The organism is Longirhabdus pacifica (assembly GCF_004115085.1).
Taxonomy (GTDB): Bacteria; Bacillota; Bacilli; order Paenibacillales; family DSM-105158; genus Longirhabdus; species Longirhabdus pacifica.
Map to the genome: position 1 here is coordinate 87,156 of NZ_QXJP01000008.1, position 12,547 is coordinate 99,702.

Below are 12,547 nucleotides of genomic sequence, written 5' to 3' on the forward strand. Positions count from 1 at the left end.
TATGGTAGTTTAACCATTGTATTAATAATATCTTATTTCATTTATATATTTCATCTTTTCTTTTTCTATTTCATTCATTCGTTGGTTATATGCATATATTTCTTCCAGATACTCATTTTTATTTATCCAGTTCAATGATACATTAATTTGCAATCGATGAATGGTCAAAAGTTTATAGATTAAGTTCACCCTGTTCACCTCGTTATCGAGGCAGACTTACTTCATGACTTGTAAATTTGCCTCATGTTTATTTTTTCATTGTCTTTATGCTTTCGTTTCGTTCCTGTTCCCTCTAATATTTGTTGTTTACGTCTTCTTTTTGTTAGTATCATCATTTTTTCATCGTTCCCTTCTATATATTTTTTTTAGTGATGTTATTGATCTAATTTCTGTTCCAGTTGTTGGCGATCAAACTGCTGTTTATACCAACCGTTTCGTTGAATGAGTTGTTCATGCGTACCTTCTTCTATGATGGCACCGTCACCTAACACAATAATCCAATTTGCATGTTGGACAGCAGATAAGCGGTGCGTTGTAATGATGGTCGTTTTGCCTGATCTTACATTTTGAATGTTTCGTATAATCGATGTCTCTGTTTTCGCATCTACCGCAGACATTGCATCATCTAACAGCAATATTTCTGGATCTAACATGAGCGCTCTGGCAATGGAAATACGTTGTTTCTGTCCTCCTGACAACGCGACTCCCTTTTCCCCAACTAATGTTTCTAATCCATCTGACAAACGTTCGACATCTTTATCAAATACAGCCAATTTCATCGCGTCATACATTTCTTCATCCGTACCATTTGGTTTGCTGAATTTAATGTTCTCTCTTACTGTCTTAGAGAACAAAATTTGTTCCTGTGGCACGTAGCCTATCCATTGATGCAACGTATCTAGCGCAATGTTATCAATAGGTACGTTGGAGATGTTGATTTGTCCATCACCTACAGGATATTCACGCAGCAATTGACGAATTAGCGTTGATTTCCCGCTTCCCGTTTTTCCAACGACACCTAGCGTGTGTCCTCTTTTCAATCTAAATGATACATTTTCCAACTGATTCACATCTACAGCGGAAGGATAGCGGAATGTTACGTTTCTAAATTCAATTTCCTCTGGCCTTTTCACTTCCACTAAGTCCCCTTCATCTTTCACATCAGGTTCATACGATGTTGTCGTATTTATACGATCAAGAGAAGCATTACCACGCTGCATGACGTTAATCAATTGTCCGATTGCAAACATCGGCCATGTCACGAATCCAAGATAGACGTTAAATGTTACGAGTTTACCTAGTGTTAATTCCGTTTGGAAAATCAAGTAGATACCAAACATGTTACATAACAAATAACTTGCTCCAATCAAAATTTTGATTGCTGGTTCGAGTAAAGCATCTACTTTGGCAACATTCATGTTTTTTTCATATACATCTTCTGTTGCCCCTTTAAATTTACGCTCATCTGCTCGCTCTTGGACGTAAGAACGAATAACTCGAACGCCTGAGACGGATTCTAGCACTTCGTCATTCATTTTTCCAAATGAATCTTGGGCTTTCATAAATCGCTTATGAATGACTTTTCCATATTTATTGACGGTAAGAGCAAGTATTGGCATTGGAATAAGTGCAACCAAGGTCAATTTCCAACTTATCGTAAACCACATTGCCAGCAAAATAAAAAATAAGTACAACGTAGAATCGACTAATGTTAAGACTCCGAATCCTACCGTTAAGGATATGGCTTGCAGATCGTTCGTTGCTCTCGCCATTAAATCTCCAGTACGATTTTTTTCATAAAAGGTTGGGCTCATTTTCAAAAAATGTTTCATCAAAAAAGAACGTTGCATTCTCTGATAAACAAAAGAACCACCAAATAAATTATAAATCCATACATACGTAATCATGTAAATAATTGCGATCGTGATAAGAAAGTAACTAATGTAGCGCCATAAACTTTCACTGGTCATGGAGCCAATGACAATCTCGTCGACCGCATTCCCTAGCAGCCTTGGAGGTACGAGCTCTAATGCACCTACTAATATCAGCAAACTAATAGCCACAATATAGCGCTTTTTCTCTAGTACAAAAAACCATTTTAATTTCGTTAGTGCTGCAAACACGTTATCATCTCCTTTTAAATGCAACAAAGCACACCACTTCAGTGATGTGCTTTAGGTTCCAAAAAAATATATAAGCGCATGTCACGAATGATATAGTGTGACCTGCGCTTTGATTTACGTTCACCGTAATTCGCTAACGTTTATTCTACATTAGCGCTTATGGATAACTTAAAATACAGATATAGACAGGTCACGATATGAAAGATTGAATTGATCTTTCTTATATTTAATTGCTGTTGGGACTCCCGTTCTGTTACTCTGAACAGATAGATCTTGCATTCTTATGATGGCTTTCATGATCGTAACCTCCTTTTTATGATGTATGTATGAATCTTATGTTGAGTATCTTATCACCGTTGGAAACATTTTGTCAACGTTTTTTTTAAACATTTCCAATTATCCAACTAAAACGAAAAGGAGCCAATCTGGCTCTCTGTTATGATCGTATAAGATTTGGTTAGCTATGCACACTTTGTTTGGATTGGCTTGTTTCCTTTGCCAACATTTCTTCCAATTGCTTTACATCATGTTCTAGCTCGTTAACATCTTCTTGGATTAAATGTTTCAAATGCTCCTTTTCTTTCAACATTTTTTTTGTACGCCGTAAGCGTTCTTCTACACTATACACGCCTGTATTCATGCTTGATGCTCCTTTATTCATATTTAATATGACTCCACCACTTAGTATATGTTGCAGAAAGAAAATGTTGCTTAAAAATTGTTTATTGGAGATCATGTTGTATATGTTCATATTCTTTTATATGTTGACCTATACTAATATTCATATAAAGAGCACATACAATAAAGTGTAGAATACAGATTTATTTTTCGTCAGCAACATCGTCATGTACAAAATGGAAAGTGAGGTGTCAGCGATGGAATACGCTTTAATTACAGGCGCATCTAGTGGCATTGGATTGGAACTTGCAAAACTATTTGCACAAAATGGGCATCATCTCATCCTTGTTGCCCGTCGCGAAGATAAATTACATGCATTAGCGAAACATATAACAAAACATCATCCAATCGATGTTCAAATCATAAAAAAAGATTTAGCAGAAACACATGCAGCAGTAGACATTTATGATCATTGTAAAGAGCAAAACTTGGTCGTTCATACCCTTGTAAACAATGCAGGAGTTGGCTCATATGGACTTTTTCATGAGAGTGATCTTTCTTCACAGCTTCAAATGATTCACGTTAATATCTCATCGCTCACAGCCCTTACAAGATTATTTATTCCTGAAATGATAAAGAGAAAACAAGGGAAAGTTTTAAATGTCGCTTCCACTGCTGCTTTTCAACCCTGTCCTTTTATGGCAGTATACAGCGCGACTAAATCATATGTTTTGTCTTTTTCTGAAGCGATAGGGAATGAACTTAAAAACAGCGGTGTTACCGTAACAGCTTTATGCCCTGGGTTTACAGAAACGGAGTTTGGGAAGCGAGACGGTCTACAAGGGGTAGATGTGAACAAAAAGTATATGATGAGTGCTTCTACTGTAGCTAAACTTGGGTATAGAGGCTTACTACGGGGTAAATCGACGGTGATAACTGGAACAATGAATAACGTCATCGTGCAAGCAAATCGACTAGCACCTAGAAGAGCCGCGGTAAACATAAGTAGAAAAGTATTAGAATCGGTGGGAAAAAAATGATTGAAAATGTATCAGTATATAAAAGGAGTCTGGCTTTAAAAGTCCAGACTCCTTTCAGCATTTCAATTACAATTATGCATGTCTATCATTATTTTATATTTTTATTACATCATATTTATTGTATTATTGCGCTGGTTCAATTAAACCGTATTTACCGTCATTGCGTTTGTACACTACGTTCACTTCTTCTGTGTTCATATTAGAAAATACGAAGAAATTATGTCCTACCATATTCATTTGTAATATTGCTTCTTCCACATCCATTGGTTTAAGTAAGTGACGTTTTGTACGAACTACTGTCAAATCGTCTTCCTCTACTTCGCTGTATGCAGAAGTTGTAATACCATTTTCTTTGAAAAGGCCTTTCAGACCACTTTTTTGACGTACTTTACGATTTAATTTTGTTTTATGCTTTCTAATTTGTCTTTCCAGTTTATCTACAGCTAAATCAATGGAAGCGTACATATCTTCGCCACGCACTTCCGCTCTTAAAAGCACATTTTGTAAAGGAATAGTAACCTCAACATTATGAAGATCTTTAACAACCGTTAATGTTACATGAGCATCTGATTCAGGGGGAGTGTCGAAATATTTTTCCAATTTACCGATTTTCTTCTCCACATAATCCTTCAGGGCTTCTGTAACTTCAATTTGGTTTCCTCTAACGTGAAAATTCATCATAGTAACTCCTCCTTTTCTCCATTTTACCATAGACAAAAACCTAACTTCAAAAAGAATTTACAAATTTCATTAATGTTTCAAACATTAATGAAATTTCAGTATATGTTCACTTGTTTGCGATTCAGTTGCCAATCGCAAATTGTGTACGATTCAGTTGCCAATCGCAAATTGTTTGCGACTCAGTTGCCAGTCGCAAATTGTTTGCGATTCAGTTGCCAATCGCAAATTGTTTGCGATTCAGTTGCCAGTCGCAAATTGTTTGCGACTCAGTTGCCAGTCGCAAATTGTTATTCAATATATTTTTTTATGAAGGAGGTGTCTATCTTTTTTTTCAGTGTCCAACACCATCGTCCGTGTGCCACGAATGTTCCGTATTTTAATAGGGCCTGACGATGGCCCGTAGATAGTATAGCTAAATAATGTCGCTGTGGTTTGTATGTTTTTAGGTCGGTTCCTTGTACATATGCCAGCAAGTTATGCCACAATGTCTCCGCCGCTTTTACTGCATATACACCTGTTTTGGTTACATGAGCATGATGTTTAAAACTTACACAATCCCCTACTCCGAACACATTGGAAAATGAAGTGCTTTGCAACTGATTGTTAACGAACAAATAGCCAGCTTCATCCGTTTCTAATGTATGATGATATTTAAAAATGGAGGAAGCCGTTACACCAGCTAACCAAATTAAAGTATCGTAAGGTAGTGTTTGCTTTGCTTTAGACTGCGTATGGATGACGTGCACTATATCTTTCTCCACTCGTAAAACCTGATTATGCTGGTGTAAGGAAACACCAACTTGTTGGAAACGCTGTGTCACTATGTTTGTTGCTTTCTTTGAAACTTCATGCAGTATGTTCCCTTGAGAAATTAAGTGAACAGTATTTGGAATGTCATGCTGATTTCGCCACGATTGAAGGGCCAAACTAATTTCTACACCAGATGCCCCTCCTCCTACAATGATAACGTTTTCACTTTGTCTTACTTTTTCTATTTGTTGTGGTAACTGATCGTAAGGTTTTATCAGCATGGCATACTGATCCGCACCAGGCACATGACTTGTATTCAAAACAGAACCTATATTAAACGAAATGAGGTCATATGTGATCTCTTTTCCTTTTAAAGTTACAATATTTTGCTTCACCGGATCGATATGTTCCACTTTTTCCTGCATAAACATCACACCAGCTTGCTTACAAAGTTGACGTAAGTTCACACGTATTTCTGATTGCTGAAATATCCCTTCGGCATAGCCCGAGAGCATACCAGAATAGTATTGATGCGTACTTGTCGAAATGAGACACACTTGGACATTGTCTAGTTTATGATTTTTCAATTGATGCAAGATGAACAAGTGGGCATGTCCACCCCCTACCAATATTAACGTTTTCATGACGTTACAGTTTCATCTACTAACTCACTTATCGTTTTGATGGCAGTATCCAAACCTTCTGATATATGTATGCGATTTTGAGAAATAGGTTGACTTAGATGTTGGACTACTTCACTAACTTCGGTCATTTCAACGGACTGGTTATGTAGTGTGTCACTATTTTCATTCAGTTTCTTAGTGATATCTCTAATTTGTTCAAAGCGAAACATCACTTCTCCCATACTTTCAATGACTTTATTAGCTGCACTATCCCCAGTTAACGTCTTGTGCAACAACTCATCAATTTGCCCCGTTATTTTACTTCCCAATTCATGTACTTCAGCGGCAGATTTATTACTGCTTTCCGCTAATTTCTTAACTTCCGTTGCCACGACGTTAAAACCTCTGCCATGTTCTCCCGCTCTTGCCGCTTCAATAGATGCGTTTAAAGAAAGCAATTTTGTTTGACTTGCCAGTTCTTGCATTACACCGACAACTTTTAAAATATCTTTGGAGTAGCTTGCAAGCTCTTGCATTTGTTCTAATATCATAGCTGCTTTTCCTGCAATAGTTTTAATATTTTGATGTACTTCTGCTACTTCTTTTTCTCCTAAGTTAATATGTTGTTCCGCTTCATCTGATAATGTCTTCATGCTAGATACCTGCACTTGCAATTTTTGGGAATGTGTAGCAATATTGTTAGAATTTTCAGAGTATTTTTTAACCAAATGTTCCTGATCGTGCATTGTTTCTTTTGCCTTGTTCAGCATTGCTTTCGTATCCTGCAATTGCTTATTTAACATTAATCTCACTCCAATTCATCATATTTTGCTTTTTACGGTTACATGATAAAAAACGATATACTTATTTCTATTATACAAAAAAACGTGTCGACATTGGGAATATTTTGTATATTCACAACTTTCTCCCTACCTTTTCTTCCATACCCTTCACCATATAGTAAGTATGCACTATATAACGAGTATACAATCATTCGTTTAATTGTGATATAATCTCAAAAAAAGGAGGCGGAATCATGCTTGCAAGTAAGCGTAAGGTTGTATTGTTCAGTATACTCATATCTCTCATTTTTATTATCATCGGTTTTTATTCCGATGGATTGAAGAGAGATGCACTGTCGGAAACATCAGAATTAACTGATGAAATGGAATCGCATCAAGACGAAGGAACAACATCAGTTGATAAAATAGCGAATGATGCAAGTCATTGGACGAAGTGGAACGATGTGGATGATAACCACTTTTATCGTATAACAGATAATAAATTTGAAATAAATAATCATTATTATCTTCTTAACGGTGCCAAGTTAACAAACAAAGAAGAATTGGGAGGAGAAGTAGTTTTTACGTTTAAAGTGGATGGCGCAGATAAGAAATTACATCTCCAAGATTTAATTTATGCAAGTAACTACCATACTGATTATCAAAAACCGCTTGCGCATTATTGGGTTGAAAACGAAACGTTGATTTTAAAGGCAACCGAGGATGATGTTGTAATAAATAAAGAAGTGATGACAAATATCCCACTTGTTCCTACAGTAGGTGAAAGCAACACAATAATTCCGGAACACATTGAAGCCATTATTGATTCTTACGGAGATGAAGGTAGTGGAGATTTGTCCTTGGCATACACAGCGCGTCAAATAAATAACGTGTGGCATGTTCTCTTAGTAAATACAATGTATATCATTAATGATCAGAATGACCTACAAAAAATAGGAGAATTGCCAGTAAACAACGCTTCATCTTTTAACAATTCATACGGAATAAGTTATTCAGCAGAAGATTTTATACAGGTTGATAATCAATGGTTTGTAGCCGATACATATGGAGACAGATTAGTGAAATTGGATGCATACTTTAATGTAATTGCCGAAGTCGAACTGTTATCTCCCTATGCGGTGCAATGGTCAGACGACGACACACTTATCGTGGAGTCCTTAGCTCATACGTATGAAATAGACAATGATCTCAATATAGTGAATCAAAAAACCAGAACATTCGAACCCTTCTCTGGAGATTGGAATGAGAAAGAGATAGATGAAAATCTCGTCTATGTAGATAATGAACTTGATATCCTGTGGCAGCTAAATGGAGGTACATTAACGCAATATAACCAGTCAGAAAACACACTACGGACGTATTATATAGAAACTTCAACTTATATGCTTTCTTCTGATTCGATCATCCCTTATAAAGATAAAGTGCTCGTGTTGACAGATCATCAAATTTACTTTTTTGAACGTAATGGTGACTTTGAGAAAGTTATTGAGATGGATAAAGAGAGATATGAAGATTATCGATGGGAGATACCATCTAGTGGTAGTTATGTACTATTAGAAGAGGCCGATCTGTTGTATATCGTCATTGACTCACAAGTGATTGAGGTAGATTTAAAAACGGAAGAAATGAGAACCATCTTTTCACACTATCGAATAGGCTATTTACTATATGACCAAAACAAACTGTATTTTTCACTCGTTAATGATACTAGTAGAGGAAAGATGAATCAACTCATTACTTACGATTTAGATCAAGCGTCTTTAGAACGCAAACAGTACATGGGGGATTATGAAACATATGCAATCATCGATCAACAAATGGTGTTTAAACAGAGAGATGATACATTAAAACAAATCTCTCTAGATGAAGTCAACTAACTAAAAAGATTAATTCCATGAACAGCAATGAACATAACGAAAAAAGCCGAATTTCATCGGCTTTTTTCGCAATACTTCTTTTTATAGATGCACTCACACCATCATTTCCACTTACATAATCAAGCAAACCTATCTTGACATAAGGTTATCCGTCTTTTTCATTCCTATTCCTTGTCTTGACAGGCAAAACGTCTCTCATCTATGATAGAAGAAATCATATTATCGTTGCATCTGCATGTAACAACGCATGCAGCAAGTGTATGTTAAGTAAATAAAAGTCACTATACTATTAAAATTTTTCTTTTTTGTAAACGATTACATTTAAAAACCAGAAAATTCAGATTAGAAAGAATAATAAACTTCAAACTATTTATAATGAAGGAGGGTATTGTATGTCTTTACAGCAACAAGTAGATGTAAAAACATTCTTGCTGTTTATTAATGGGGAATGGACACCAGCTACTCACGGAGAAACATTTGATGTCAGCAATCCCGCAACTGGTGAATTAGTAGCTAAAGTAGCGAAAGCCACGAAAGAAGATGTAAATAAAGCCGTTACCGCTGCTCGTGAAGCTTTTGAGTTAGAAGCATGGCGGGAAATGAAGCCAGAACAGCGCTCTAAAATGTTACTGATGATAGCGCAAAAGATTATAGCTAATGCAAAAGAACTCGTGTACTTAGACGCTATCAGTTCTGGTGGAACGGTAAGAAGGCTCTCTAACAGCGATGTGTTGCAAACAGCACTATTTTTTCAAACACTCAGTAAATTTGTCCTAGAATATCCTTACTCCGAAACACTACCTATGCCACTCTTCCCTGGTCCAGCACATAACTTTGTTTGGCGAGAACCTATTGGAGTTTGTGCAGCCATTACACCATGGAACATGCCGATGTTAATTGCATCATGGAAAATCGCCCCTGCACTTGCTATGGGAAATACCATTGTTCTTAAACCAGCAAGCTACACCCCTCTATCCACACTTAAATTTGCAGAAATTATTTCAGAAGTTGTCCCGAAAGGCGTCATCAACGTCGTTACAGGTTCAGGAGCAGAAGTTGGGGAGTCTCTTGCAGCCCATCCTGATGTTGATAAAATCGCTTTTACTGGTTCTACTGAGGTAGGACGTAAGATTATGTCCATTGCAGCCAAGACGGTGAAGAACACGACACTAGAACTTGGCGGAAAGTCCCCTAACATTTTACTGGATGATGCTGATTTAGAAATCGCCATTCCTGGAAGCTTGTTCGGTGTATTTTTACATAGCGGTCAATTATGTGAATCTGGTACAAGGCTTTTCGTTCCCGATCACATGTATGACACTGTCATTAATTTACTCGTGAAACAAACAAGCAAACTCAAACTCGGTAACCCTCTTGATCCTTCCACCGACATGGGACCTGTTATTTCAGCGAAACAGCAAGAAAAAATCTTATCTTATATTGAATCGGCTAAAAAAGAAGGGGCAAGAGTCATTTGTGGCGGTAAAAAAGAGACGGTTCCAGGATGCGAAGGTGGACACTTTATTCGACCTACGATTTTAGCAGATGTAGCAAATGACATGAAGGTCGCAAAAGAAGAAATTTTTGGACCTGTATTGTCTGTCATACGATACAACAGCGTGGAAGAAGCCATTGAGATGGCAAATGATACGATTTATGGCCTAGCTGCTGGAGTATGGACGAAAGATGTGAATAAAGCATACGATGTGGCACGCAAGCTACGTGCTGGTGTGGTATGGATTAATGATTGGCATTTACTGAGACCAGATGCACCATTCGGTGGATATAAACAGAGTGGTATCGGAAGAGAAATGGGTAAACATTCTCTAGATGAATACACACAAACAAAGCATGTCCACACGTCGATGACACCAGAGCTTAACAAACGCAGCTGGTATAACATATTATTTTCAAATTCAAATGATGAATTGAGGTGAATACAATGACATTAACGTATAATCAATTTGGTCAAAGAACTGCTATTCATAGCGGCACAGGAACAAGAGCAATGATTCCTGAACTCTTTAGAGGTTTACATGCCAAACGAATCGTATTATTTAGTGATGCTGGACTACAATCTGCAGGCATTGTAGACAAAATAGCTTCCCTGTTTGATTTACCTAAGCAGCAACATGGCCCAGAACTAGTTGGTATATATTTAGATATACAACAAGATGCTAGTAGTGAGTGTGTCAATGCAGCGGCTCGTTATGCTCGTGAAGTCGGTGCCGATGCCTTACTTGCGGTAGGTGGAGGAAGCGTTCTCGATGCGGTAAAGGGAGTGAAGTATTGCCTTGCGAAAGGCATTACAGATATTAAGTCCATCATTACAGGAGGCATCCTTGTAGAAAATTGGCCTCAAGCACAGCCGATGTCGATTCCTCATGTTGCCGTACCTACAACTGCAGGTACGGGTTCTGAAGTATCGCCAATAGCGGTCATTTACAACGAGCAATTAAAAATAAAATCCAATATCATTCATCCTTTTATTAACGCAGATATGGCCGTGTTGGATCCAGATTTAACGGTTGGCTTGCCTCCATTTATTACTGCGTTTACCGGATTCGACGCTCTAACCCATGCCATAGAAGCACTGGCATCTCCTAAAGCAACTGTACTGACAGACGCTTATGCACTGCATGCTATACGTATTATTTCGAAACAACTACCTGCTGTTGTAAAAGATGGAGCCTATCTTCCGGCACGTATGGAAATGTTGCAGGCAAGTTTGATTGCCATTACTGCGTTTAGTTTCGCTCTGAATGCGATTCCCGTTCACAACTTTGCTCATGCATATGGAGCATTGTTCCGCATTCCACACGGGCTAGCCAATGCCGTCTTCTTGCCCGAAGTGATGGAACATATTCCTCAACTATATTTACCTAAAAGCTTCGAACTCGCGCAAGCGCTAGGTATTGACACCAATGGGAAGCAACGTGAACATTTACTGAAAGATAGTGTCCATAAAATAAAAGAGTTGCAGCAGCAAGTCGATCTGCCAGCTGATTTTAGGGATTACAACATTAATGCATCTCAGCTAGAAGCTACGATAAAAGCTGTGTCCAAAGATCCAGCAGCGCGCTCCTTCCCTATCCCAGCAGAAACCATTCAAACCATTGGAATGAAGGTCATCTTCAATAAAAATGAAGTGTTAACTTCAACTTAACCTCATACAAAAAGAAGCCTCATGAAGGTGCTATGAGCACTTTTCACTGGCTTCTTTTTGTTTTGGAAAACGTTGCTGTATAACAGATAATGCTGGTATATGCTGTTTTTTAAACTGAAAACAATGTTCAATCCTAGAATATTCTTTTTCTTTTAATTCTATTAGTGGCATCACTTTGTTTTCCTTTTCCTTATTTATAATATTGTTATTTATATTCATAGCATATTAGTGACATATATTTATATTTGAACTTCATATACCGACAAGAAGTAATGCTCCTCATCTTCAATCAAATCTACGATGATTCCTCTATCTCCATACCGTTCAAGAAAACTCTTAGCCCAGAATTTTCTAATGATCTCACCTAGCACCTTCAAGTCTGTTTTCGATAAATCATTTTGCTCTAATGTAGGAAATAAATCAAGTACAGCACAAATATTCACAGCTTGTTCTACACATTGTTTGTGTTGGTGACAATCTATGATCCAATCATTCAATAATGCTTCGTCGTATAATTCCTGTAAAATAATATAATCTTGTATTAGAACAATTTGAGGAGTAGTGAGTTGTTTGAACCGTTCTTGGTTGTGTAAAAATTCCCACATATTTTGATGACTTTGTTTCGTATAAGTAGTCCACACTTCAAAATCTTGGATTTGCATTTCCTCACTCATTACTTTCATATTTGTGTCCCCCTCTTTGTCTGCGGGCAAACTTTTCATCATATTATGGTAAACATATTTACTTTTTTACAACAAAAAAGATCCCACTATGATGAATGATAAAATATAGTCATTTACCCTTAAGACATCAAATTTAAACATAAATTTAAATAGTTTAAATCAATTCCCTTACTATCATTGTAA

General features: G+C 37.1%; 12 protein-coding genes. 4 read left to right on the plus strand and 8 right to left on the minus strand.

Annotated features, from left to right (window positions below; translation table 11 throughout):
* Positions 1 to 374: 374 nt before the first annotated feature.
* The 3 genes from D1Z92_RS08350 to D1Z92_RS08355 all read right to left on the minus strand — a co-directional run bounded on the left by D1Z92_RS08350 (position 375) and on the right by D1Z92_RS08355 (position 2,763).
* Positions 375 to 2,123 (minus strand): ABC transporter ATP-binding protein, encoded by a 1,749-nt coding sequence (locus tag D1Z92_RS08350; RefSeq protein WP_128895276.1) that lies wholly within the window; start codon positions 2,121 to 2,123, stop codon positions 375 to 377.
* A gap of 168 nt (positions 2,124 to 2,291) precedes the next feature.
* Positions 2,292 to 2,420 carry a hypothetical protein gene (locus D1Z92_RS17720; protein ID WP_276318872.1) on the minus strand — a complete coding sequence of 43 codons (129 nt, stop codon included), beginning with the start codon at positions 2,418 to 2,420 and terminating at the stop codon, positions 2,292 to 2,294.
* A gap of 160 nt (positions 2,421 to 2,580) precedes the next feature.
* Positions 2,581 to 2,763, minus strand: coding sequence for a hypothetical protein (locus D1Z92_RS08355; RefSeq protein ID WP_128895208.1), 183 nt, complete (start codon positions 2,761 to 2,763; stop codon positions 2,581 to 2,583).
* A 235-nt stretch (positions 2,764 to 2,998) separates the two neighbouring features.
* On the opposite strand from D1Z92_RS08355, the gene D1Z92_RS08360 reads away from it, so the two are divergent.
* The gene (locus D1Z92_RS08360) at positions 2,999 to 3,781 is read left to right on the plus strand and encodes an SDR family NAD(P)-dependent oxidoreductase (protein ID WP_206099727.1); all 783 of its coding nucleotides are present in this window, start codon (positions 2,999 to 3,001) and stop codon (positions 3,779 to 3,781) included.
* Between the two features lie 123 nt (positions 3,782 to 3,904).
* Here the strand turns inward: D1Z92_RS08360 and hpf are convergent, their stop codons facing one another.
* The 3 genes from hpf to D1Z92_RS08375 all read right to left on the minus strand — a co-directional run bounded on the left by hpf (position 3,905) and on the right by D1Z92_RS08375 (position 6,638).
* Positions 3,905 to 4,459, minus strand: a complete 555-nt coding sequence (gene hpf, locus D1Z92_RS08365) for a ribosome hibernation-promoting factor, HPF/YfiA family (protein WP_128895277.1) — start codon at positions 4,457 to 4,459, stop codon at positions 3,905 to 3,907.
* Positions 4,460 to 4,749: 290 nt separating this feature from the next.
* On the minus strand, positions 4,750 to 5,856 hold the full coding sequence (locus D1Z92_RS08370) for an FAD-dependent oxidoreductase (RefSeq protein WP_128895210.1): 1,107 nt from the start codon (positions 5,854 to 5,856) through the stop codon (positions 4,750 to 4,752).
* Complete coding sequence (locus tag D1Z92_RS08375) at positions 5,853 to 6,638, minus strand: methyl-accepting chemotaxis protein (protein ID WP_128895211.1); 786 nt, start codon at positions 6,636 to 6,638, stop codon at positions 5,853 to 5,855. Before D1Z92_RS08375 ends, D1Z92_RS08370 begins: the two co-directional genes overlap by 4 nt.
* A 233-nt stretch (positions 6,639 to 6,871) precedes the next feature.
* Here D1Z92_RS08375 and D1Z92_RS08380 point away from each other — a divergent pair, with 233 nt between their 5' ends.
* The 3 genes from D1Z92_RS08380 to D1Z92_RS08390 all read left to right on the plus strand — a co-directional run bounded on the left by D1Z92_RS08380 (position 6,872) and on the right by D1Z92_RS08390 (position 11,681).
* Entirely contained in the window at positions 6,872 to 8,515 is a 1,644-nt protein-coding gene (locus tag D1Z92_RS08380) for a hypothetical protein (RefSeq protein WP_128895212.1), read from the plus strand.
* A gap of 392 nt (positions 8,516 to 8,907) precedes the next feature.
* A complete protein-coding gene (locus D1Z92_RS08385; RefSeq protein WP_128895213.1) occupies positions 8,908 to 10,452 on the plus strand; it encodes an aldehyde dehydrogenase family protein in 1,545 nt (514 codons plus the stop codon).
* Positions 10,453 to 10,457: 5 nt separating this feature from the next.
* On the plus strand, positions 10,458 to 11,681 hold the full coding sequence (locus D1Z92_RS08390) for an iron-containing alcohol dehydrogenase (protein ID WP_128895214.1): 1,224 nt from the start codon (positions 10,458 to 10,460) through the stop codon (positions 11,679 to 11,681).
* A gap of 30 nt (positions 11,682 to 11,711) precedes the next feature.
* On the opposite strand, the gene D1Z92_RS17290 is transcribed toward D1Z92_RS08390, so the two are convergent.
* The gene (locus D1Z92_RS17290; protein ID WP_164931516.1) at positions 11,712 to 11,852 is read right to left on the minus strand and encodes a hypothetical protein; all 141 of its coding nucleotides are present in this window, start codon (positions 11,850 to 11,852) and stop codon (positions 11,712 to 11,714) included.
* A 68-nt stretch (positions 11,853 to 11,920) separates the two neighbouring features.
* Positions 11,921 to 12,364, minus strand: coding sequence for a hypothetical protein (locus tag D1Z92_RS08395; protein WP_128895215.1), 444 nt, complete (start codon positions 12,362 to 12,364; stop codon positions 11,921 to 11,923).
* Positions 12,365 to 12,547: the final 183 nt, after the last annotated feature.

What these genes read in the sequence shown, in the direction of transcription:
- D1Z92_RS17720 (WP_276318872.1), bottom strand. Translation starts at nt 2,420, where the DNA reads ATGAAAGCCATCATAAGAATGCAAGATCTATCTGTTCAGAGTAACAGA.
- D1Z92_RS08355 (WP_128895208.1), bottom strand. Translation starts at nt 2,763, where the DNA reads ATGAATACAGGCGTGTATAGTGTAGAAGAACGCTTACGGCGTACAAAA.
- D1Z92_RS08360 (WP_206099727.1), top strand. Translation starts at nt 2,999, where the DNA reads ATGGAATACGCTTTAATTACAGGCGCATCTAGTGGCATTGGATTGGAA.
- hpf (WP_128895277.1), bottom strand. Translation starts at nt 4,459, where the DNA reads ATGAATTTTCACGTTAGAGGAAACCAAATTGAAGTTACAGAAGCCCTG.
- D1Z92_RS08370 (WP_128895210.1), bottom strand. Translation starts at nt 5,856, where the DNA reads ATGAAAACGTTAATATTGGTAGGGGGTGGACATGCCCACTTGTTCATC.
- D1Z92_RS08375 (WP_128895211.1), bottom strand. Translation starts at nt 6,638, where the DNA reads ATGTTAAATAAGCAATTGCAGGATACGAAAGCAATGCTGAACAAGGCA.
- D1Z92_RS08380 (WP_128895212.1), top strand. Translation starts at nt 6,872, where the DNA reads ATGCTTGCAAGTAAGCGTAAGGTTGTATTGTTCAGTATACTCATATCT.
- D1Z92_RS08385 (WP_128895213.1), top strand. Translation starts at nt 8,908, where the DNA reads ATGTCTTTACAGCAACAAGTAGATGTAAAAACATTCTTGCTGTTTATT.
- D1Z92_RS08390 (WP_128895214.1), top strand. Translation starts at nt 10,458, where the DNA reads ATGACATTAACGTATAATCAATTTGGTCAAAGAACTGCTATTCATAGC.
- D1Z92_RS17290 (WP_164931516.1), bottom strand. Translation starts at nt 11,852, where the DNA reads ATGCCACTAATAGAATTAAAAGAAAAAGAATATTCTAGGATTGAACAT.
- D1Z92_RS08395 (WP_128895215.1), bottom strand. Translation starts at nt 12,364, where the DNA reads ATGAAAGTAATGAGTGAGGAAATGCAAATCCAAGATTTTGAAGTGTGG.